Here is a 21,605-nt window from a genome sequence, read left to right as displayed (position 1 = left end):
ACATGAGCAAGATCCTGATCCGTGGTGCGAAGGTCCTCGGCGGCGAGCCGCAGGACGTGCTGATCGACGGTTCGACGATCGCCGAGGTGGGCGCCGGTCTGAGTGACGAGGGCGCCGAGGTCGTCGAGGCCGCCGGCAAGGTTCTCCTGCCGGGCCTGGTCGACCTGCACACCCATCTGCGCGAGCCGGGCCGCGAGGACTCCGAGACCGTGCTGACGGGCACCCGCGCGGCGGCGAGCGGCGGCTACACGGCCGTGTTCGCCATGGCCAACACCTTCCCGGTGGCCGACACCGCCGGTGTCGTCGAGCAGGTGTACCGGCTCGGCCAGGAGCACGGCTACTGCGACGTGCAGCCCATCGGGGCGGTCACCGTCGGCCTGGAGGGCAAGAAGCTCGCCGAGCTCGGTGCCATGCACGAGTCGGCCGCCGGGGTCACCGTCTTCTCCGACGACGGCAAGTGCGTCGACGACGCAGTGATCATGCGCCGCGCCCTGGAGTACGTGAAGGCCTTCGGCGGGGTCGTCGCCCAGCACGCGCAGGAGCCGCGGCTGACCGAGGGCGCCCAGATGAACGAGGGGATCGTCTCCGCCGAGCTGGGCCTCGGGGGCTGGCCCGCGGTGGCCGAGGAGTCGATCATCGCCCGGGACGTCCTGCTCGCCGAGCACGTCGGCTCCCGCGTCCACATCTGCCACCTGTCGACCGCGGGGTCCGTCGAGATCGTCCGCTGGGCCAAGTCCCGCGGCATCGACGTCACCGCCGAGGTCACCCCGCACCACCTGCTCCTCACCGACGAGCTGGTGCGCACCTACAACCCGGTCTACAAGGTCAACCCGCCGCTGCGCACCGAGCGGGACGTGCTGGCGCTGCGCGAGGCGCTCGCCGACGGCACGATCGACATCGTCGCCACCGACCACGCCCCCCACCCGCACGAGGACAAGGACTGCGAGTGGGCCGCGGCCGCCATGGGCATGGTCGGCCTGGAGACCGCGTTGTCAGTGGTGCAGGAGACCATGGTGGAGACCGGGCTCCTCGACTGGACCGGGGTCGCCGAGCGCATGTCCGTCACGCCCGCGAGGATCGGGCGGGCGGCGGGTCACGGCCGTCCCGTCTCGGCTGGTGAGCCCGCCAACCTCACGCTGGTCGACACGGAATACCGTGGGTCGGTGGACCCCGAGGGCTTCGCCTCGCGCAGCCGCAACACTCCGTACGAGGGGCGTGAGCTGCCGGGCCGTGTCACCCACACCTGGCTCCGGGGCAAGGCCACGCTCGTCGACGGGAAGCTCACGTGACACCTGTAATCCTGCTCGCGGCCGAGAAGAAGTCGGCCGAGGTCACCGACTGGGCCGCCCGTATCGGCTGGCTCGTCGGCCTCGCCCTCTTCGTCGCCCTCGTCTACTGGCTGATGCGCGAGGGCTGGAAGTGGCGCGGCACGCTCCAGGGCGACCTGCCGGAGCTCCCCACCGCGCCGGACGACCCGGGCCCCGCCAGACTGACCATGAGCGGCCGCTACCACGGCTCCACCACCGCCGGGCAGTGGCTCGACCGGATCGTGGCGCACGGCCTCGGCACCCGCAGCCGGGTCGAGCTCACGCTCACCGACGCGGGACTGGACGTCGTCCGCCCGGGCGCGAGCGACTTCTTCATCCCGCGGGCGGCCCTGCGGGAAGCGGTGCTCGGCAAGGGCATCGCCGGCAAGGTCCTGACCGAGGGCGGGCTGCTCCTGGTGACCTGGGCGCACGGCGAACGGCTGATCGACTCGGGCTTCCGGTCGGACCACGCGGCCGAGCACACCGAGTGGGTCGACGCCATCAACTCCATGATCAACAAGACGGAAACGGAAGGCGCACGATGACGACCTCCACCAGGGGAACCGCGAAGGTTCCCGCCGTACTCGTCCTGGAGGACGGCCGGGTCTTCCGCGGCCGTGCCTACGGGGCCGTGGGGGAGACCTTCGGTGAGGCCGTGTTCTCCACCGGCATGACCGGCTACCAGGAGACCCTGACCGACCCGTCGTACGACCGCCAGATCGTCGTCGCGACCGCCCCGCAGATCGGCAACACCGGCTGGAACGACGAGGACGACGAGTCCCGCCGCATCTGGGTCTCCGGCTACGTGGTGCGCGACCCCGCGCGCGTGCCGTCCAACTGGCGCGCCAAGCGGTCCCTGGACGACGAGCTGGTCGCGCAGGGCATCGTCGGGATCTCCGGTATCGACACCCGCGCCCTCACCCGCCACCTGCGCGAGCGCGGCTCCATGCGCGCAGGGATCTTCTCCGGCGAGGCGGTCGCCGCCGACTCCGAGCTCGTCGCGCGCGTGCAGGCCCAGCCGCACATGAAGGGCGCCTCGCTCTACGAGGAGGTCGCCACCAAGGAGACGTACGTCGTCCCCGCGGTCGGCGAGAAGAAGTTCACCGTCGCCGCGATCGACCTCGGCATCAAGGGCATGACCCCGCACCGCATGGCCGAGCGCGGCATCGAGGTGCACGTCCTGCCCGCCACGGCGAGCGTCGAGGACGTCTACGCGGTGAACCCGGACGGCGTGTTCTTCTCCAACGGCCCGGGCGACCCGGCCACCGCCGACGGCCCCGTCGCGCTGATGACCGCCGTACTGGAGCGCAAGACGCCCCTGTTCGGCATCTGCTTCGGCAACCAGATCCTCGGCCGCGCCCTCGGCTTCGGCACCTACAAGCTGAAGTACGGCCACCGGGGCATCAACCAGCCGGTGCAGGACCGCACGACCGGCAAGGTCGAGGTGACCGCGCACAACCACGGCTTCGCCGTCGACGCGCCGCTCGACAAGGTCAGCGAGACGAAGTTCGGCCGTGCCGAGGTCTCGCACGTCTGCCTGAACGACAACGTCGTGGAGGGGCTCCAGCTGCTCGACCAGCCGGCCTTCTCCGTCCAGTACCACCCCGAAGCGGCGGCGGGCCCGCACGACGCCGCCTACCTGTTCGACCGCTTCACGTCTTTGATGAGCACCGTCATGGAGGGCCAGCGTGCCTAAGCGCACCGATATCCAGTCCGTCCTGGTCATCGGCTCCGGCCCGATCGTCATCGGCCAGGCCGCCGAGTTCGACTACTCCGGCACGCAGGCGTGCCGCGTCCTGAAGGCCGAGGGACTCAGGGTCATCCTGGTCAACTCCAACCCGGCGACGATCATGACCGACCCGGAGATCGCCGACGCCACCTACGTCGAGCCGATCACCCCGGACTTCGTCGAGAAGATCATCGCCAAGGAGCGCCCGGACGCCCTGCTGCCCACCCTGGGCGGCCAGACGGCCCTCAACACCGCGATCTCGCTGCACGAGGCCGGCACCCTCGACAAGTACGGCGTCGAGCTGATCGGCGCCAATGTCGAGGCGATCAACAAGGGCGAGGACCGCGACCTGTTCAAGGGCGTCGTCGAGGAGGTCCGCAAGAAGATCGGGCACGGCGAGTCCGCCCGCTCGGTCATCTGCCACTCCATGGACGACGTCCTCAAGGGCGTCGAGACGCTCGGCGGCTACCCGGTCGTGGTCCGCCCGTCCTTCACCATGGGCGGCGCCGGCTCCGGCTTCGCGCACGACGAGGAGGAGCTGCGCCGCATCGCGGGCCAGGGCCTCACGCTCTCGCCGACCACCGAGGTGCTCCTGGAGGAGTCCATCCTCGGCTGGAAGGAGTACGAACTGGAGCTGATGCGCGACAAGCACGACAACGTCGTGGTCGTCTGCTCCATCGAGAACTTCGACCCCATGGGCGTGCACACCGGCGACTCGATCACCGTCGCGCCCGCCATGACGCTCACCGACCGCGAGTACCAGGTCCTGCGGGACGTCGGCATCGCGATCATCCGTGAGGTCGGTGTCGACACCGGCGGCTGCAACATCCAGTTCGCGGTGAACCCCGAGGACGGTCGCGTGATCGTCATCGAGATGAACCCGCGCGTGTCGCGCTCCTCGGCGCTGGCCTCCAAGGCCACCGGCTTCCCCATCGCCAAGATCGCCGCGAAGCTCGCGGTCGGCTACACCCTGGACGAGATCCCGAACGACATCACCGAGCAGACCCCGGCCTCCTTCGAGCCGACGCTCGACTACGTCGTGGTGAAGGCCCCCCGGTTCGCCTTCGAGAAGTTCCCCTCCGCCGACTCGACGCTGACCACCACCATGAAGTCGGTCGGCGAAGCCATGGCGATCGGCCGGAACTTCCCCGAGGCCTTCCAGAAGGCGCTGCGCTCGCTGGAGAAGAAGGGCAGCCAGTTCACCTTCGTGGGCGAGCCCGGCGACAAGAAGGCCCTCCTGGAGGAGTCCGTACGGCCCACCGACGGCCGTATCAACGCCGTCATGCAGGCCATCCGCGCGGGCGCCACGCCCGAGGAGGTCTTCGCGTACACGAAGATCGACCCCTGGTTCGTCGACCAGCTCTTCCTGATCAAGGAGATCGCGGACGAGCTCGCCGCCGCCGAGCGGCTGGACGCCGGCCTGCTCGCCGAGGCCAAGCGGCACGGCTTCTCCGACCAGCAGATCGCCGAGATCCGGGGCCTGCGCGAGGACGTGGTGCGCGAGGTGCGGCACGCGCTCGGTGTGCGCCCGGTCTACAAGACGGTCGACACCTGCGCCGCCGAGTTCGCCGCCAGGACGCCGTACTTCTACTCCTCCTACGACGAGGAGAGCGAGGTCGCGCCGCGCGAGAAGCCCGCGGTGATCATCCTGGGCTCCGGTCCCAACCGCATCGGCCAGGGCATCGAGTTCGACTACTCCTGCGTGCACGCCTCCTTCGCGCTGTCCGACGCCGGGTACGAGACGGTGATGGTCAACTGCAACCCGGAGACCGTCTCCACCGACTACGACACCTCCGACCGGCTGTACTTCGAGCCGCTCACGCTGGAGGACGTCCTGGAGATCGTCCACGCCGAGCAGCAGGCCGGGCCCGTCGCGGGCGTCATCGTGCAGCTCGGCGGGCAGACCCCGCTCGGCCTGTCGCAGGCGCTCAAGGACAACGGCGTGCCGGTCGTGGGCACCTCGCCCGAGGCCATCCACGCCGCCGAGGACCGCGGCGCCTTCGGCCGCGTCCTCGCCGAGGCGGGCCTGCCGGCCCCCAAGCACGGCACCGCCACCACCTTCACCGGCGCCAAGGCCATCGCGGACGAGATCGGCTACCCGGTCCTCGTGCGGCCCTCCTACGTCCTCGGCGGCCGCGGCATGGAGATCGTCTACGACGAGACCCGCCTGGAGGCCTACATCGCCGAGTCGACCGAGATCAGCCCCTCGCGGCCGGTCCTCGTCGACCGCTTCCTGGACGACGCGATCGAGATCGACGTCGACGCGCTCTACGACGGCCAGGAGCTGTACCTCGGCGGCGTGATGGAGCACATCGAGGAGGCCGGCATCCACTCCGGCGACTCGGCGTGCGCGCTGCCGCCCATCACCCTGGGCGGCCACGACATCAAGCGGCTGCGGGCGTCCACGGAGGCCATCGCGAAGGGCGTCGGGGTCCGCGGACTGATCAACATCCAGTTCGCGATGGCCGGCGACATCCTCTACGTCCTGGAGGCCAACCCGCGCGCGTCCCGCACGGTCCCCTTCACCTCGAAGGCGACCGCGGTGCCGCTCGCCAAGGCCGCCGCCCGGATCTCACTGGGCGCGACCGTCGCCGAACTGCGCGCCGAGGGCCTGCTCCCGGCCAACGGTGACGGCGGCGAGCTGCCGCTGGACGCGCCGATCTCCGTCAAGGAGGCCGTCATGCCGTGGTCGCGCTTCCGCGACATCCACGGCCGCGGCGTCGACACGGTCCTCGGCCCGGAGATGCGCTCCACCGGCGAGGTCATGGGCATCGACTCGGTCTTCGGCACGGCGTACGCCAAGTCGCAGGCCGGCGCCTACGGCCCGCTGCCCACCAAGGGCCGCGCGTTCATCTCGGTCGCCAACCGCGACAAGCGTTCGATGATCTTCCCGGCCCGTGAGCTGGTCGCGCACGGCTTCGAGCTGCTCGCCACCTCCGGCACCGCCGAGGTCCTCAAGCGCAACGGCATCAACGCCACCGTGGTGCGCAAGCAGTCCGAGGGCCCCGGCCCCAACGGCGAGAAGACCATCGTCCAGTACATCCACGACGGCGAGGTCGACCTCATCGTCAACACCCCCTACGGCACCGGCGGCCGCCTCGACGGCTACGAGATCCGTACGGCGGCCGTGGCGCGGTCGGTCCCGTGCCTGACGACGGTCCAGGCGCTCGCCGCCGCCGTCCAGGGCATCGACGCCCTCAACCACGGTGACGTGGGCGTCCGTTCGCTCCAGGAACACGCGGAACACCTGACCGCGGCCCGCGACTAGCAGCCCTGAGGGGGACACCGGAAACGGTGTCCCCCTCTTCGTGAGGACACCATGTCTTCGTGAGGACACCATGTACAAGATCTTCTTCAACCTCGTCTTCCAGCACATGGACCCCGAGAAGGCCCACCACCTGGCCTTCCGCTGGATCCGCCTCGCGGCCCGCGTCCCCGTGCTGCGCACCTTCGTCGCGGCCGCCCTCGCGCCCCGCTTCCGGGAACTGCGCACCGAGGCCTTCGGACTGCGCATGCACGGCCCCTTCGGCCTGGCCGCCGGCTTCGACAAGAACGCCGTCGCCGTCGACGGCATGGCGATGCTCGGCTTCGACCACATCGAGATCGGCACGGTCACCGGGGAGGCCCAGCCGGGCAACCCCAAGAAACGGCTCTTCCGCCTCGTCCCGGACCGCGCGCTGATCAACCGCATGGGCTTCAACAACGAGGGCTCGCTGGCCGTGGCGGCCCGTCTCGCCTCCCGCGAGCCGGTCTTCAAGACCGTCGTGGGCGTCAACATCGGCAAGACCAAGGTCGTTCCCGAGGCCGAGGCCGTCGGCGACTACGTGAAGTCGGCCGAGCGGCTCGCGCCCTTCGCCGACTACCTCGTCGTGAACGTGTCGTCGCCCAACACGCCCGGCCTGCGCAACCTCCAGGCCGTCGACCACCTGCGTCCGCTCCTGACCGCCGTCCGCGAGGCCGCCGACCGCATCGTCGCGAACCGCCGGGTGCCGCTCCTGGTCAAGATCGCACCCGACCTCGCCGACGAGGACGTCGACGCGGTGGCCGACCTGGCCGTCGAACTCGGCCTGGACGGCATCATCGCCACCAACACCACCATCGCGCGCGAGGGCCTGAGGTCCGCGCCCGCCTTGGTGAAGGAGACGGGCGGCCTCTCCGGGGCGCCCCTCAAGGAGCGCTCCCTGGAGGTCCTCAGGCGCCTGTACGCGCGCGTGGGCGACCGGATCACCCTGGTGGGCGTCGGCGGCGTCGAGAACGCCGAGGACGCCTGGCAGCGCATCCTGGCCGGTGCCACGCTGGTCCAGGGCTACAGCGCGTTCGTCTACGAGGGCCCGTTCTACGCCCGCGCCATCCACAAGGGACTCGCCGCGCGGCTGCGCACGAGCCCGTACGCCACCCTCGCCGACGCGGTCGGCGCCGACGTGAGGAAGACGGCATGACCTCGTACGAGCCCTTCGGCGCCCGCCTGCGCCACGCCATGGACGAGCGCGGCCCGCTGTGCGTCGGGATCGACCCGCACGCCTCGCTGCTCGGCGAGTGGGGCCTGAACGACGACGTGGCCGGTCTGGAGCGGTTCAGCCGCACCGTCGTCGAGGCGCTGTCCGACCGGGTCGCCGTGTTCAAGCCCCAGAGCGCGTTCTTCGAGCGCTTCGGCTCCCGCGGGGTCGCCGTACTGGAGCAGACGGTCCAGGACGCGCGTGCGGCCGGTGCACTGGTCCTCATGGACGCCAAGCGCGGCGACATCGGCTCGACCATGGCCGCGTACGCCGAGGCCTTCCTGCACAAGGACTCGCCGCTGTTCTCGGACGCGCTGACCGTGTCGCCGTATCTCGGTTACGGCTCGCTGTCGCCGGCCGTCGCGCTGGCGCGGGAGAGCGGCGCGGGTCTGTTCGTGCTCGCGCTCACCTCCAACCCGGAGGGCGGCGAGGTCCAGCACGCGGTCCGCGCGGACGGCCGCGACGTCGGCGCGACCATGCTGGCCCACCTGGCCGCCGAGAACTCCGGGGAGGAGCCCCTGGGGTCCTTCGGCGCCGTCGTGGGGGCCACGCTCGGCGATCTGTCGTCCTACGACCTGGACATCAACGGCCCGCTCCTCGCACCCGGCGTCGGCGCCCAGGGGGCCACTCCGGCCGATCTGCCCCGGGTCTTCGGGAAGGCGATCGGCAATGTCGTCCCGAACGTCAGCCGGGGGGTGCTGCGGCACGGACCGGACGCCGGCGCGCTGCGCGCGGCCGTCGGGCGGTTCGCGGAGGAGATCCGGGCGGCGCTGCCGACCGGGTGACCGGTTCGATTTCCGCGTTCGAGTCCTCCGACGAGTGGCTCGGCGGATGGCTCGGCGCGTGGGGAGAGGCCCGCTTGAGTCTGAATACATCCTCAAATCCGGGGCAGTATGTCAGAAATGTCCGACCTGGCGCAGGCTGACCAGGACTTTTCCGCTGTTCTCGCTGACTCTGGCGGAGTTGGCCGCTAGTCTCCGAGCAGAGTCAAAGGGCAAGCGTGTTGCTCGTGGCTCCCCAGGTGTGGGGCGACTAGGTTCCTCACCGGTCCGTATCCGACAGTTCGACATCCGAGGTGACGTAGGCGTGGCTCTTCCGCCCCTTACCCCTGAACAGCGCGCAGCCGCGCTCGAAAAGGCCGCCGCGGCTCGCCGGGAGCGGGCCGAGGTCAAGAATCGACTCAAGCACTCCGGCGCCTCTCTTCACGAGGTCATCAAGCAGGGCCAGGAGAACGACGTCATCGGCAAGATGAAGGTCTCCGCCCTGCTCGAGTCCCTGCCGGGCGTGGGCAAGGTCCGCGCCAAGCAGATCATGGAGCGACTGGGCATCTCCGAGAGCCGCCGTGTACGCGGCCTCGGTTCCAACCAGATCGCTTCGCTGGAGCGTGAGTTCGGCAGCACCGGTTCCTGAGCCCGGGCACTCCGGGATTGCTGGAATAATCGCTGTATGAGTGAACGTCCGCGGCTGACCGTGCTCTCCGGCCCCTCAGGGGTCGGCAAGAGCACGGTCGTCGCCCATATGCGCAAGGAACACCCCGAGGTCTGGCTCTCGGTGTCGGCGACGACCCGCAAGCCCCGCCCCGGCGAGAAGCACGGCGTCCAGTACTTCTTCGTCACCGACGAGGAGATGGACAAGCTGATCGCCAACGGCGAGCTTCTGGAGTGGGCCGAGTTCGCCGGCAACCGCTACGGCACGCCGCGCGCGGCCGTCCTGGAGCGGCTGGAGGCGGGCGAGCCCGTCCTCCTGGAGATCGACCTCCAGGGCGCCCGGCAGGTCCGTGAGTCCATGAAGGACGCCCAGCTGGTGTTCCTGGCTCCTCCCTCCTGGGAGGAGCTGGTGCGCAGACTCACCGGACGGGGCACCGAGCCGCCCGAGGTGATCGCACGCCGCCTGGAGGCGGCGAAGGTCGAACTGGCGGCTGAACCCGAGTTCGACGAGACCTTGGTCAACACCTCCGTCGAGGACGTGGCGCGCGAGCTGCTAGCCTTGATGGATGTCCTGTGATCGTCATCGGTCACTGACACTGATTCTTTCCCATCCATCGGAAGGTAGAGCGTGTCCTCTTCCATCTCCGCGCCCGAGGGCATCATCAACCCGCCGATCGACGAGCTCCTCGAGGCCACCGACTCGAAGTACAGCCTCGTGATCTACGCGGCCAAGCGGGCCCGCCAGATCAACGCGTACTACTCGCAGCTCGGCGAGGGCCTCCTCGAGTACGTCGGTCCGCTGGTGGACACCCACGTCCACGAGAAGCCGCTCTCGATCGCCCTCCGCGAGATCAACGCGGGTCTGCTGACGTCCGAGGCCGTCGAGGGCCCGGCGCAGTAGTACTTTCAGATTGCAGTTGGCTTTTCCACAGGCCCGGCAGCGCGACTGTCGGGCCTGTGGTGTGTCATGGAGTCGTAGGTTCGAGGAAGGGGAGACCTGGTGGACAAGCCGAAGGTCGTGCTGGGGGTCAGCGGTGGCATCGCCGCCTACAAGGCCTGCGAGCTGCTGAGAAGGCTCACGGAGTCCGGTCACGACGTCCGTGTCGTGCCCACCGCCTCCGCCCTGCACTTCGTCGGCGCCGCCACCTGGTCCGCCCTCTCCGGCCACCCGGTCTCCACCGAGGTCTGGGACGACGTCCACGAGGTCCCGCACGTCCGCATCGGACAGCACGCCGACCTCGTGATCGTGGCCCCGGCCACCGCCGACATGCTCGCCAAGGCCGCCCACGGACTCGCGGACGACCTGCTCACCAACACCCTCCTCACCGCCCGCTGCCCGGTCGTCTTCGCGCCCGCGATGCACACCGAGATGTGGGAGCACCCGGCCACCCAGGAGAACGTGGCGACCCTGCGGCGGCGCGGCGCGATCGTGATCGAACCCGCCGTCGGCCGCCTGACCGGCGTCGACACCGGCAAGGGCCGGTTGCCGGACCCCGCCGAGATCTTCGAGGTCTGCCGCCGGGTGCTGGCCCGGGGCGTCACCGAGCCCGACCTCGCCGGACGGCATGTCGTCGTCAGCGCGGGTGGCACCCGCGAGCCCCTCGACCCGGTCCGGTTCCTCGGCAACCGCTCCTCCGGCAAGCAGGGCTACGCCCTCGCCCGCACCGCCGCCGCGCGGGGCGCCCGGGTCACGCTCGTCGCGGCGAACACCGGGCTGCCCGACCCGGCCGGCGTGGACGTGGTCCCGGTGGGGACGGCCGTACAGCTGCGTGAGGCGGTCCTGAAGGCGGCGGCCGACGCCGACGCGGTCGTCATGGCGGCCGCGGTCGCGGACTTCCGGCCGCGGGACTACGCCACCGGAAAGATCAAGAAGAAGGACGGCCAGGACCCCGAGCCCGTCGTCCTGGTGCGGAATCCGGACATCCTCGCCGAGATCTCGGCCGAGCGCGCCCGCCCCGGCCAGGTCGTCGTCGGCTTCGCCGCCGAGACCGACGACGTCCTGGCCAACGGCCGGAGGAAGCTGGAGCGCAAGGGCTGCGACCTCCTCGTCGTCAACGAGGTGGGCGAGCGCAAGACCTTCGGGTCCGAGGAGAACGAGGCCGTGGTGCTCGGCGCCGACGGCAGCGAGACCCCGGTGCCGCACGGCCCCAAGGAGTTCCTGGCCGAAACCGTCTGGGACCTGGTGGCGCGTCGCCTCTCCTGAATGTTTCATTCGTTTCTCGGTCCCCTCAAACCTCTGCCACAGTCGCGTGGCGCCCCTGGTCAAGCCCGCTCGGAATTGGGCACAATGCCCGTGCCGCAGGTCACGGCACTCCCGAGTGGCGAGACAGGGAGGCCGGTGGCCGAGGACGACCGATAAGCTGTTCTCGGACGATGCCGGGCGCAGCCCCCGAGCCCGTCCGCCAATGATCAGCCAGCAGCCGCTGCAACCCCAGGGAGCGTTGTGTCCCGTCGCTTGTTCACCTCGGAGTCCGTGACCGAGGGTCACCCCGACAAGATCGCTGACCAGATCAGTGACACCATCCTCGACGCGCTGCTCAAGGAGGACCCGACGTCCCGGGTCGCCGTCGAGACCCTGATCACCACCGGTCTGGTGCATGTGGCCGGTGAGGTCACCACCAAGACCTACGCGCCGATCGCCCAGCTGGTGCGCGAGAAGATCCTGGAGATCGGTTACGACTCCTCCAAGAAGGGCTTCGACGGCGCCTCCTGCGGTGTCTCGGTGTCCATCGGCGCGCAGTCGCCCGACATCGCGCAGGGCGTCGACACGGCGTACGAGAACCGGGTCGAGGGCGACGAGGACGAGCTGGACCGCCAGGGTGCGGGCGACCAGGGTCTGATGTTCGGTTACGCGACGGACGAGACCCCGACCCTGATGCCGCTGCCGATCTTCCTGGCGCACCGCCTGGCCAAGCGCCTGTCCGAGGTCCGCAAGAACGGCACCATCCCCTACCTGCGCCCCGACGGCAAGACGCAGGTCACCATCGAGTACGACGGCGACAAGGCCGTTCGCCTCGACACGGTCGTGGTCTCCTCGCAGCACGCCTCCGACATCGACCTGGAGTCGCTGCTCGCCCCCGACATCCGCGAGTTCGTCGTGGAGCCGGAGCTCAAGGCGCTCCTGGACGAGGGCATCAAGCTCGACACGGACAACTACCGCCTCCTGGTCAACCCGACCGGTCGCTTCGAGATCGGCGGCCCGATGGGCGACGCCGGCCTGACCGGCCGCAAGATCATCATCGACACCTACGGCGGCTACGCCCGCCACGGCGGCGGTGCCTTCTCGGGCAAGGACCCGTCCAAGGTGGACCGTTCGGCGGCGTACGCGATGCGCTGGGTCGCCAAGAACGTGGTGGCCGCGGGTCTGGCCTCGCGCTGCGAGGTCCAGGTGGCGTACGCGATCGGCAAGGCCGAGCCGGTCGGTCTGTTCGTGGAGACCTTCGGCACCGCGAAGATCGACACCGACAAGATCGAGAAGGCGATCGACGAGGTCTTCGACCTGCGTCCGGCCGCGATCATCCGCGACCTCGACCTGCTGCGCCCGATCTACTCCCTGACGGCGGCGTACGGCCACTTCGGCCGCGAGCTGCCCGAGTTCACGTGGGAGAAGACGGACCGGGTCGAGGCGCTGCGCAAGGCCGCGGGGCTGTAGGCCTGTAGCGCTCCAACGGTTTGCCGCGAGGCCCGGTGTCCCTTCGGGGGTGCCGGGCCTCGGCGTTTCCTCCATCGCGTTCGTTCGGTGACGGCGCGGCGTAGGCGATCCCGGCCAGGCAGGGGTGGGCGACGGCGGGGTCGGGCGCGGCCGTCTGTCAGTGGGGTCTGGTACCAATGATGCTGTGAGCAGCGAGAACGAGGGGGCGGAGCGCTCGGGGGAGGCCGGGGCGCCGGAGCAGCTTGCGTTTATTCGGGAGAGTGTGCGTAAGGCCAAGGTGCCGCGGGCCAAGCCCAGGACGTGGCGGGGGGCCGCGTTGGCCAAGGAGCTGCCCGTTGCCCGGGTGCTGGTCGACAAGGGGGTGCTGCATCTTGATCGGTACTTCGACTACGCGGTGCCCGAGGAACTCGACGCCGACGCGCAGCCGGGGGTGCGGGTACGGGTGCGGTTCGGGGCCGGGCGGGGGCGGGTCAGGGACGGGCGGCGTGAGGGCGGGGGGCTGATCGACGGGTTCCTGGTCGAGCGCCTCGCCGCGTCGGACTACTCCGGGCCCCTGGCGGCGCTCGCCCAGGTCGTGTCTCCGGAGCCGGTGCTCAGTGAGGAGCTGTTGGGGCTCGCCCGGGCCGTCGCCGACCGGTATGCGGGCAGCCTCGCCGATGTGTTGCAGCTCGCCGTGCCGCCTCGCAGTGCCCGGGCCGAGCAGCGGCCCTCGCCCGCGCCCCTGCCGCCGCCCGGGGCGCCTGAGGTGGGGTCCTGGGGGCGGTACGAGCGTGGGGGCGCGTTTCTGGAGTCGCTGGCCTCGGGGGGCGCGCCCCGCGCGGTGTGGAACGCCCTGCCCGGGCCGGAGTGGAGCGAGGAGCTGGCGCGGGCCGTCGCGGCGACGCTGGCCTCCGGGCGGGGTGCCCTGGTCGTGGTGCCGGACGGGCGGGCCGTCGCCCGGGTCGACGCCGCGCTGACCTCGGTGCTGGGGGAGGGGCGGCACGCGGTACTGACCGCCGACGCCGGGCCGGAGAAGCGGTACCGGGAGTGGCTGGCCGTGCGGCGAGGGGCCGTGCGGGCCGTGGTCGGGACGCGGGCCGCCATGTTCGCCCCCGTGCAGGACCTGGGCCTCGTCGCTCTGTGGGACGACGGCGACGACAGCCACAGTGAGCCGCACGCGCCGCAGCCGCATGCGCGCGAAGTGCTGTTGCTGCGGGCCGCTCAGGACAAGTGCGGTTTCCTGCTGGGGAGTTGGAGCTGCACCGTGGAGGCGGCCCAGCTCGTCGAGAGCGGGTGGGCGCGGCCGCTCGTCGCCTCACGGGAGCAGGTGCGGGCGGTCGCTCCGCTGGTGCGGACCGTCGGGGACCAGGATCTCGCACGGGACGAGGCCGCGCGTGCGGCCCGGCTGCCGACGCTCGCCTGGCAGGCCGTCAGGGAGGGGCTGCGGCACGGGCCGGTGCTCGTGCAGGTGCCGCGGCGGGGGTATGTGCCGCGGATGGCGTGCGCCAACTGCCGTGCGCCGGCGCGGTGTCGGCACTGCGCCGGGCCGCTGGAGGGGCAGGAGTCCGGAGCCGCCCTGCGGTGCGGGTGGTGCGGGCGCGAGGAGGGTGCCTGGCACTGTCCCGAGTGCGGGGGGTTCCGGCTGCGGGCCCAGGTGGTGGGGGCGCGGCGTACCGCGGAGGAGTTGGGGCGGGCGTTTCCGGCTGTACCGGTGCGGACGTCGGGGCGTGAGCATGTGCTGGACACCGTGCCGGGGGCGCCGGCGCTGGTGGTGAGTACGCCGGGGGCGGAGCCGGTCGCCGAGGGCGGGTATGCGGCGGCGCTGCTGCTGGACGGGTGGGCCATGCTCGGGCGGCCCGATCTGCGGGCCGGGGAGGACGCGTTGCGGCGGTGGATCGCGGCGGCGGCGCTGGTGCGGGGGCAGGGGGCCGGGGGGACGGTGGTGGTGGTCGCCGAGCCGACGTTGCGGCCTGTGCAGGCGTTGGTGCGGTGGGATCCGGTGGGGCATGCGGTGCGGGAGTTGGGGGAGCGGGCGGAGTTGGGGTTTCCGCCGGTGTCGCGGATGGCGGCGGTGTCGGGGGCGGGGGAGGCGCTGGCCGGGTTCATGGCGGCGGTGGAACTGCCGGCGGAGGCGGAGGTGTTGGGGCCTGTGCCGTTGCCGGTGACGGGGGTCGGGGGGCCTCGGAGGGTGGGGGCGCCGCCGGTGGGGGAGCGGTGGGAGCGGGTGTTGGTGCGGGTGCCGCCGGGGAGGGGGGCGGCGTTGGCCGCTTCGCTGAAGGCGGCGCAGGCTGCGCGGATGGCTGCGCGGGGGGAGGGGGTGGTGTGGGTGCGGGTGGATCCGCCTGACATCGGGTGACGGGGTTGGTTTTCGGGTGCGGGTGGGTGGGTGGGTGGGTGGTTTTTGGGGTTCCCACCCGCACCACCCGTGCGGCTTTCGTTGTCGGGTGCGGGTGGCCCCTGTGGGGGTGCGGCGCCGTCGGCGAGTGACGGGTCTTCTCTGGCACGGGCGACGGCGACCGTCGCCGTACGGGCTGGACATGCGTCTGCCCTCCCCAGCGTGGGGAGGGCAGAGATGGGGTGTGGGTCAGCCGTTGCGGGGGCCGGGGAAGGCTGTGGGTCTTGCTTCGTCGCGGAGGGCGGGGCTGCCCGCGGTGGGCTGGGTCGGCATGGAGCGGGCCGCGGGGACCGTGGGGACCGAAGGGACCGCGGGGATGCCGGTGTTGACGCTGACCGTGCGGGTCCCCGTCGGCTCCGGGGTGCGCTCGGCCTCGGTCGTGGTCTGGGCCGCGGCCCTGCGGGCGCCGTAGCGGCGGTGGACCGCCTGTTTGGTGACCCCGAGGGCGGAACCCACCGCGTCCCACGAGAAGCCGAGCGAGCGGTCGAAGTCGACCGCGGCCGTCACCAGGGTCTCGACGCTGTCCCGCAACTCCTGCGCGAGACGGACCGTGGGGGCGGGGGCGCGTCCGTAGACGACGAAGCCCGTGGAGGGACCGGAGCGGCGCGGGCGGTAGACGTTGCCCAGCTGGGCGGTCAGCGTGCGCAGTGCGTCCACCTGCCGGCGGACCCGCTCGATGTCCCGCACCAGCAAGTGCAGGCTGGCCCGAGCCTGGGCGTCGTGGGTTGCGTGGTCGGCCATGAACAAGCCTCTCGAACCGGCGTTGAAAAGGACGGGGCCGCGATCGCGGCCCGTTGTGGTCAACTCTTTCTTGACCAACGCGTCTACGCTCCGCTGGTCACGCAATGGGGGCGTACCGGCATATGCGTGCGCCGGGGGTGGGGGGTGCGCGCCTTGGGGCAGGTGGGCGGGGACTGCGTACGGGGGTTCCTCGCGGGCCGTGGCCACGGCTCGCCATAGACTTGTGCGTTGCCCGTCGTCACCCTCGTCCGAGAGGTCCCGCCCACCCATGAAGCTCGTCTTCGCCGGTACTCCCGAGGTCGCCGTTCCCGCTCTGGACGCTCTCATCGCCTCCGGGCGGCACGAGGTCGCCGCCGTCGTCACGCGGCCGGACGCGCCGGCCGGACGGGGGCGCAGGCTGGTCGCGAGCCCCGTCGCGGAGCGGGCCGAGGAGGCGGGGATCGAGGTGCTCAAGCCCGTCAAGCCGCGGGACCCCGAGTTCCTCGAGCGGCTGCGGGAGATCGCCCCCGACTGCTGCCCCGTCGTCGCCTACGGCGCCCTGCTGCCCCGCGTCGCCCTCGACATCCCCGCCCACGGCTGGGTCAACCTGCACTTCTCGCTGCTGCCCGCCTGGCGTGGGGCCGCTCCCGTGCAGCACTCGATCATGGCCGGCGACGAGATCACGGGGGCCTCGACCTTCCTCATCGAGGAGGGGCTGGACTCCGGGCCCGTCTACGGCACCGTCACCGAGGAGATCCGGCACACCGACACCAGCGGTGACCTGCTGACCCGGCTGGCCTTCGCCGGGGCCGGGCTGCTCGCGGCGACCATGGACGGGATCGCGGACGGCACGCTGAAGGCCGTACCGCAGCCGTCCGAGGGGATCACCGTCGCGCCGAAGATCACCGTCGAGGACGCGCGGGTGGACTGGGCCGCGCCGGCGCTGCGGGTGGACCGGGTGGTGCGCGGGTGCCACCCCTCGCCCGGGGCGTGGACGACGTTCCGCGGCGAGCGGCTCAAGCTGATCCAGGTCCAGTCGGCCACCGACCGGACCGATCTCGCCCCCGGCGCGCTCGCCGTCGGCAAGAACAGCGTCCACGTCGGCACGGGGTCGTACGGCGTCGAGCTGCTCTGGGTGCAGGCGCAGGGGAAGAAGCCGATGAAGGCCGCGGACTGGGCGCGGGGGGTCAGGATCTCGGACGGGGAGCGCGTCGGCGGGTGACGCCGGTGACGTCCGTGACGCAGGTGCAGGCGCAGGTGCAGGCGGCGCCGGGTACGCGGGGGGAGAGAGAACCGCGGCGGGTCACGCAGGGCTGGCCCAGGACCTCGGAGGGCGACGGTGTCCCCGGCGGACGTACTCTTGGGGCGTATCCAGCCCTTATCCCCGGAGCACCTTTTTCGTGAGCGAGCAGCCCAGCCGGCCCGGCGCAACCGGCAAGTCCGGTAAGCCGGGAAAGCCCGGAAAGCCCTACCGTCGGCCCCAGAAGGACCCCGTCCGCATCCTCGCCTTCGAGGCGCTGCGGGCGGTGGACGAGCGGGACGCGTACGCCAATCTCGTCCTGCCGCCGCTGCTGCGCAAGGCGCGGGAGAAGGGCGGCTTCGACGGGCGGGACGCGGCGCTCGCCACCGAGCTCGTCTACGGGACACTGCGCCGGCAGGGGACGTACGACGCGATCATCGCCCAGTGTGTCGACCGGCCGTTGCGCGAGGTCGACCCGCCGGTGCTCGACGTGCTGAGCCTCGGTGCGCACCAGCTGCTGGGGACGCGCATCCCGACGCACGCCGCCGTGTCCGCCACCGTCGAGCTCGCCCGGGTCGTGCTCGGGGACGGACGGGCCAAGTTCGTCAACGCCGTGCTGCGGAAGGTCGCTCAGGATGATCTCGACGGGTGGGTCGCCAAGGTCGCCCCGCCTTACGACGACGACCCCGAGGACCATCTCGCGGTCGTGCACTCCCATCCCCGCTGGGTCGTCTCCGCGCTGTGGGACTCCCTCGGCGGCGGCCGAGCCGGCATCGAGAAACTCCTGGAGGCCGACAACGAGCGGCCCGAGGTCACGCTGGTCGCCCGGCCGGGCCGGTCCACCACCGAGGAGCTGTCGCGCGAGGAGGCCGCCGCGCCCGGGCGCTGGTCGCCGTACGCCGTACGGCTCGCCGAGGGCGGTGAGCCCGGTGCCGTCGAGGCCGTACGCGAAGGCCGGGCCGGAGTGCAGGACGAGGGCAGTCAGCTCGTCGCGCTGGCCCTCGCGAACGCGCCCCTCGAAGGGCGGGACGAGAAGTGGCTCGACGGGTGTGCGGGACCGGGTGGCAAGGCCGCGCTGCTCGCCGCGCTCGCCGCCGAGCGGGGGGCCGCGCTGCTGGCCTCCGAGAAGCAGCCGCACCGGGCCGGGCTGGTCGCCAAGGCGCTCGCCGGCAACCCGGGGCCGTATCAGGTCATCGCCGCGGACGGGACCCGGCCGCCCTGGCAACCGGGCAGCTTCGACCGGGTGTTGATGGATGTGCCGTGCACCGGGCTCGGGGCGTTGCGGCGGCGGCCGGAGGCGCGGTGGCGGCGCCGGCCGGAGGATCTGGAGCAGTTCGGGCCGTTGCAGCGGGAGTTGCTGAGCACCGCGTTGGACTCCGTCAGGGTGGGCGGGGTGGTGGGATACGCGACCTGTTCTCCTCATCTCGCGGAGACCCGGGCGGTGGTTCAGGACGTGCTGAAGCAGTGGCCGGCCGCGGAACTGATCGACGCGCGGCCGTTGTTCCCCGGTGTGCCGGAACTCGGTGAGGGGCCCGACGTTCAGTTGTGGCCGCACGTGCACGGGACGGATGCGATGTATATGGCGGTCATGCGCAGGACGGGCTGAGCTAGTCCTGCGTCTGCTGCGCCGTCTCGGCCGGTCGCGCAGTTCCCCGCGCCCCCAGGTCGGCATCGTCCGCCTTGGCGAGACTGTGCGGCCACCAGATCTTCTCGCCCACGTCCAGGAACAACGACGTCACCAGGACCGAGCGGACGATGAACGTGTCCAGGAGGACGCCCAGGGCCACCGCGAAGCCGATCTCCGCGAAGGCGACCATGGGGAGGGTGCCGAGGGCGGCGAAGGTGCCGGCCAGGACCAGGCCGGCGGAGGTGATGACCGCGCCGGTCGCGGCCAGGCCCGTGACCACGCCCGGCCGTGTGCCGCGGTGGGCCGCCTCCTCCCGGATGCGGGTGGTCAGGAAGATGTTGTAGTCGATGCCGAGGGCGACCAGGAAGACGAAGACGAACAGCGGGAAGTCCGTCGACTCGCCCGCGTAGTCGAACAGGTGGCGGAAGGCCAGGGCGCTGATGCCCAGGGCCGCCGCGAAGGACAGGATCACGGTCCCGATCAGCAGCAGCGGGGCGATCAGGGCGCGCAGCAGGCCGCACAGGATCAGCATCACGACGACCAGCACCAGCGGGATGATCAGGATGTTGTCGTGCGTGGTCGCCTTGTCCATGTCCAGCAGCGAAGCCGTACCGCCGCCGACCTGGGCGTCGGCGTCCGGGATCGCGTGGACGGCGTCCCGGACCCGCTCCACGGTCTGTTTCGCGGCCTCGCTGTCGGCCGGCGCCGTCATCGTCGCCTCGAACAGGACCTTGCCCTCGTACGACGGTTTCGTGCCCGGTGGCAGGCCGAGGGACTCGGGCACCACGCCCCGGGTGCCGGCGACCGCCTCGCCCACCTGGCGTGCCTGGGCCTGGTTGCTGACGATCACCAAGGGGTCGCCGCTGCCCGCCGGGAAGTACTTCGCGGACACCTCCTGGCCGGTGATGGAGTCCGGTTTCCCGGTGAACGCGTCCGCGTTGCCGATGCCCTCGGCGCGCAGCTGGATCAGGCCGAGGGAACAGACCGCGAGGACCAGGGCCGTGATGATCCAGGTCATGCGGGGGCGCTGGGCGATCCGGCGGCCGGTGCGGGCCCAGACGCCGGTCTCGATGCGGTCGGGGGCGCCGAAGCGCGGGGTTGCCGGCCAGAAGATCCAGCGGCCGAAGATCACCAGCAGGGCCGGGAACAGGGTCATCATCGCCAGCAGGGCGACCATGACGCCGATCGCGGCGACCGGGCCGAGACCGCGGGTCGAGTTCATCTCGGCGGCCAGCAGCACCAGCATGCTCAGGACGACGGTCGCGCCCGAGGCGAGCACGGCGGGACCCGCGCGGTGCAGGGCGAGGGCCATCGCCTCGTGGCGGTCCTCGTGGCGGTGCAGTTCCTCGCGGTAGCGGGCGACCAGCAACAGGGCGTAGTCGGTCCCCGCGCCGAAGACGAGGACCGTCAGGATGCCCGCGCTCTGGCCGTTGACCGTCAGGCCCGCGTGTTCGGCGAGCAGGTAGATGAAGGCCTGCGCGGTGAAGAGCGCCGCGACCACCGAGAGCAGCGGGACGAGGAGCAGGGTGGGGCTGCGGAAGGTGATGAGCAGCATGACGATCACGACGGCCATCGCCGACAGCAGCAGCGTCGAGTCGATGCCCTCGAATGCCTCGGAGAAGTCCGCGGAGGTGCCGCCGGGCCCGGTGATGTGCACGGCGAGCCCGTCGCCGCCCTTGCCCACCACGTCACGGATGGAGTCGACCGCCGGCGCGATCTCCTCCCAGCCCTTCTCGTCCATGGTGATCGGGACGAGGATCTGGGCCGCGCGCGGGTCGTTCTGCCGGTCGTAGATCGGCCCCCGGGTCTCGGCGCCGCGGATGCCGTGCGCGGTCAGCCGCTTGATCTCGGCGACGTCCTTGGCGATCGTGGCCCGTTCCTGCGGGGTCAGGCCGCTGTCGCGCGCGTAGACGACGACCGCGGGGATCTGTTCCGGCCTGAAGTCCTCGGAGATCTGGAGGACCTGGGTCGACTCCGCGGAGCCGGGCAGCCAGGAGGCCGCGTCGTTGTCCTGGGCGTCGGTGAGCTTCGAGGCGAGGGGTGCCGTCAGGAACAGCACCACCAGCCAGAAGGCCAGTACCACCCACTTGGCACGCCGTCCGCAGACGAAGTGCGCGATGCCTCGATTTCCGGTCATGGCCACCCCCGGCGCCACCAGTCGAGTCGATCAGCCGCCCAGCATGGCACGCACAGCTCGTCCACAACATCCGATGAACGGCTTAGGTCCGGACCGGCGCGCCCCGTCGCGCCCCGGCATGGGAGGCTTGGGGTATGGCCGCGCAGATCAATCCCAGCATCCTGTCCGCCGACTTCGCCCGCCTCGCGGACGAGGCGAAGGCGGTGGAAGGAGCCGACTGGCTCCACGTCGACGTCATGGACAACCATTTCGTCCCGAACCTCACGCTCGGGGTGCCGGTCGTAGAGTCGCTGGCCCGTGCGACGGACACCCCGCTGGACTGCCATCTGATGATCGAGGCCCCCGATCGCTGGGCGCCCCAGTACGTAGAGGCGGGGGCCTCCTCCGTCACCTTCCACGTGGAGGCGGCCGCCGCTCCGGTCCGGCTCGCCCGGGAGATCCGGGCCAAGGGCGCGCGCGCCTCCATGGCGCTGAGGCCCGCGACGCCGATCGAGCCGTACGAGGACCTGCTCCCCGAGCTCGACATGTTGCTGATCATGACCGTCGAGCCCGGTTTCGGGGGACAGGCGTTCCTCGACATCATGCTCCCCAAGATTCGCCGGACCCGCGAGTTGATCAGCAAGCACGGCCTCGAGCTGTGGCTCCAGGTCGACGGCGGGGTCTCGGCGGCCACCATCGAGCGCTGCGCGGACGCGGGCGCCGATGTCTTCGTCGCGGGGTCCGCGGTGTACGGGGCGTCCGACCCGGCAGAAGCGGTACGTGCATTGCGCAACCAAGCCGAGGGGGCGATCACCAAGGCCTCGTGGGCGTGCGACCACTGAGCGTCAGGAACGTGAACGGCTCCGATCAGGGCTGATCAAGTGCGCCGGATCTGCAAGGATGAACGGCGAATCCAG

17 protein-coding genes are annotated in these 21,605 nt (G+C 71.3%); 15 read left to right on the top strand and 2 right to left on the bottom strand.

Annotation, left to right across the window (positions count from 1 at the left end; all coding sequences use genetic code 11):
* Nucleotides 1-2: 2 nt before the first annotated feature.
* From AC2XR2_RS07480 to AC2XR2_RS07425, 12 genes are all read left to right on the top strand, one after another.
* Complete coding sequence (locus tag AC2XR2_RS07480) at nucleotides 3-1,289, top strand: dihydroorotase (protein WP_491514627.1); 1,287 nt, start codon at nucleotides 3-5, stop codon at nucleotides 1,287-1,289.
* Nucleotides 1,286-1,852: a PH-like domain-containing protein gene (locus AC2XR2_RS07475; protein WP_330268191.1), complete on the top strand. Its 567-nt coding sequence runs from the start codon at nucleotides 1,286-1,288 to the stop codon at nucleotides 1,850-1,852. Before AC2XR2_RS07480 ends, AC2XR2_RS07475 begins: the two co-directional genes overlap by 4 nt.
* Nucleotides 1,849-3,003, top strand: a complete 1,155-nt coding sequence (gene carA, locus AC2XR2_RS07470) for a glutamine-hydrolyzing carbamoyl-phosphate synthase small subunit (protein WP_391195879.1) — start codon at nucleotides 1,849-1,851, stop codon at nucleotides 3,001-3,003. Before AC2XR2_RS07475 ends, carA begins: the two co-directional genes overlap by 4 nt.
* Nucleotides 2,996-6,304: a carbamoyl-phosphate synthase large subunit gene (carB, locus tag AC2XR2_RS07465; protein ID WP_449350178.1), complete on the top strand. Its 3,309-nt coding sequence runs from the start codon at nucleotides 2,996-2,998 to the stop codon at nucleotides 6,302-6,304. Before carA ends, carB begins: the two co-directional genes overlap by 8 nt.
* A 70-nt stretch (nucleotides 6,305-6,374) precedes the next feature.
* Complete coding sequence (locus tag AC2XR2_RS07460; RefSeq protein WP_491514626.1) at nucleotides 6,375-7,475, top strand: quinone-dependent dihydroorotate dehydrogenase; 1,101 nt, start codon at nucleotides 6,375-6,377, stop codon at nucleotides 7,473-7,475.
* On the top strand, nucleotides 7,472-8,317 hold the full coding sequence (gene pyrF / locus AC2XR2_RS07455) for an orotidine-5'-phosphate decarboxylase (RefSeq protein WP_449350180.1): 846 nt from the start codon (nucleotides 7,472-7,474) through the stop codon (nucleotides 8,315-8,317). The genes AC2XR2_RS07460 and pyrF overlap by 4 nt, the downstream gene beginning before the upstream one ends.
* 301 nt (nucleotides 8,318-8,618) lie before the next feature.
* Nucleotides 8,619-8,942: an integration host factor gene (locus AC2XR2_RS07450; protein WP_003977346.1), complete on the top strand. Its 324-nt coding sequence runs from the start codon at nucleotides 8,619-8,621 to the stop codon at nucleotides 8,940-8,942.
* A gap of 36 nt (nucleotides 8,943-8,978) precedes the next feature.
* Entirely contained in the window at nucleotides 8,979-9,536 is a 558-nt protein-coding gene (gmk, locus tag AC2XR2_RS07445) for a guanylate kinase (RefSeq protein ID WP_330268196.1), read from the top strand.
* A gap of 51 nt (nucleotides 9,537-9,587) precedes the next feature.
* The gene (gene rpoZ, locus AC2XR2_RS07440) at nucleotides 9,588-9,860 is read left to right on the top strand and encodes a DNA-directed RNA polymerase subunit omega (protein ID WP_003988945.1); all 273 of its coding nucleotides are present in this window, start codon (nucleotides 9,588-9,590) and stop codon (nucleotides 9,858-9,860) included.
* 99 nt (nucleotides 9,861-9,959) lie between these two features.
* Nucleotides 9,960-11,162, top strand: a complete 1,203-nt coding sequence (coaBC, locus tag AC2XR2_RS07435) for a bifunctional phosphopantothenoylcysteine decarboxylase/phosphopantothenate--cysteine ligase CoaBC (protein WP_381307886.1) — start codon at nucleotides 9,960-9,962, stop codon at nucleotides 11,160-11,162.
* A gap of 240 nt (nucleotides 11,163-11,402) precedes the next feature.
* Nucleotides 11,403-12,611, top strand: coding sequence for a methionine adenosyltransferase (metK, locus tag AC2XR2_RS07430; protein ID WP_381307884.1), 1,209 nt, complete (start codon nucleotides 11,403-11,405; stop codon nucleotides 12,609-12,611).
* 184 nt (nucleotides 12,612-12,795) lie between these two features.
* Nucleotides 12,796-14,946, top strand: a complete 2,151-nt coding sequence (locus tag AC2XR2_RS07425) for a primosomal protein N' (RefSeq protein ID WP_491514625.1) — start codon at nucleotides 12,796-12,798, stop codon at nucleotides 14,944-14,946.
* Nucleotides 14,947-15,174: 228 nt separating this feature from the next.
* On the opposite strand, the gene AC2XR2_RS07420 is transcribed toward AC2XR2_RS07425, so the two are convergent.
* The gene (locus tag AC2XR2_RS07420; protein ID WP_330268200.1) at nucleotides 15,175-15,726 is read right to left on the bottom strand and encodes a hypothetical protein; all 552 of its coding nucleotides are present in this window, start codon (nucleotides 15,724-15,726) and stop codon (nucleotides 15,175-15,177) included.
* Nucleotides 15,727-15,994: 268 nt separating this feature from the next.
* On the opposite strand from AC2XR2_RS07420, the gene fmt reads away from it, so the two are divergent.
* Both fmt and AC2XR2_RS07410 read left to right on the top strand, forming a co-directional pair.
* Nucleotides 15,995-16,927 carry a methionyl-tRNA formyltransferase gene (gene fmt, locus AC2XR2_RS07415; protein ID WP_491514624.1) on the top strand — a complete coding sequence of 311 codons (933 nt, stop codon included), beginning with the start codon at nucleotides 15,995-15,997 and terminating at the stop codon, nucleotides 16,925-16,927.
* A 178-nt stretch (nucleotides 16,928-17,105) separates the two neighbouring features.
* On the top strand, nucleotides 17,106-18,551 hold the full coding sequence (locus AC2XR2_RS07410) for an RsmB/NOP family class I SAM-dependent RNA methyltransferase (RefSeq protein WP_381307876.1): 1,446 nt from the start codon (nucleotides 17,106-17,108) through the stop codon (nucleotides 18,549-18,551).
* Nucleotide 18,552: 1 nt separating this feature from the next.
* Here AC2XR2_RS07410 and AC2XR2_RS07405 read toward each other — a convergent pair whose 3' ends face one another.
* Nucleotides 18,553-20,709, bottom strand: a complete 2,157-nt coding sequence (locus tag AC2XR2_RS07405; RefSeq protein ID WP_491514623.1) for an MMPL family transporter — start codon at nucleotides 20,707-20,709, stop codon at nucleotides 18,553-18,555.
* 134 nt (nucleotides 20,710-20,843) lie between these two features.
* On the opposite strand from AC2XR2_RS07405, the gene rpe reads away from it, so the two are divergent.
* Nucleotides 20,844-21,530 carry a ribulose-phosphate 3-epimerase gene (rpe, locus tag AC2XR2_RS07400; protein WP_330268204.1) on the top strand — a complete coding sequence of 229 codons (687 nt, stop codon included), beginning with the start codon at nucleotides 20,844-20,846 and terminating at the stop codon, nucleotides 21,528-21,530.
* Nucleotides 21,531-21,605 lie beyond the last annotated feature (75 nt).

It is taken from the genome of Streptomyces sp. LS-MS-L19 (genome assembly GCF_058382285.1).
The sequence above is the reverse complement of the archived record's forward strand: the minus strand, read 5'-3'. Positions and strand labels throughout refer to the sequence as shown.

Coding starts and splice junctions, on each gene's coding strand:
- AC2XR2_RS07420 (WP_330268200.1), bottom strand. CDS start 15,726: ATGGCCGACCACGCAACCCACGACGCCCAGGCTCGGGCCAGCCTGCAC.
- pyrF (WP_449350180.1), top strand. CDS start 7,472: ATGACCTCGTACGAGCCCTTCGGCGCCCGCCTGCGCCACGCCATGGAC.
- AC2XR2_RS07480 (WP_491514627.1), top strand. CDS start 3: ATGAGCAAGATCCTGATCCGTGGTGCGAAGGTCCTCGGCGGCGAGCCG.
- rpe (WP_330268204.1), top strand. CDS start 20,844: ATGGCCGCGCAGATCAATCCCAGCATCCTGTCCGCCGACTTCGCCCGC.
- gmk (WP_330268196.1), top strand. CDS start 8,979: ATGAGTGAACGTCCGCGGCTGACCGTGCTCTCCGGCCCCTCAGGGGTC.
- fmt (WP_491514624.1), top strand. CDS start 15,995: ATGAAGCTCGTCTTCGCCGGTACTCCCGAGGTCGCCGTTCCCGCTCTG.
- carA (WP_391195879.1), top strand. CDS start 1,849: ATGACGACCTCCACCAGGGGAACCGCGAAGGTTCCCGCCGTACTCGTC.
- AC2XR2_RS07405 (WP_491514623.1), bottom strand. CDS start 20,709: ATGACCGGAAATCGAGGCATCGCGCACTTCGTCTGCGGACGGCGTGCC.
- AC2XR2_RS07460 (WP_491514626.1), top strand. CDS start 6,375: ATGTACAAGATCTTCTTCAACCTCGTCTTCCAGCACATGGACCCCGAG.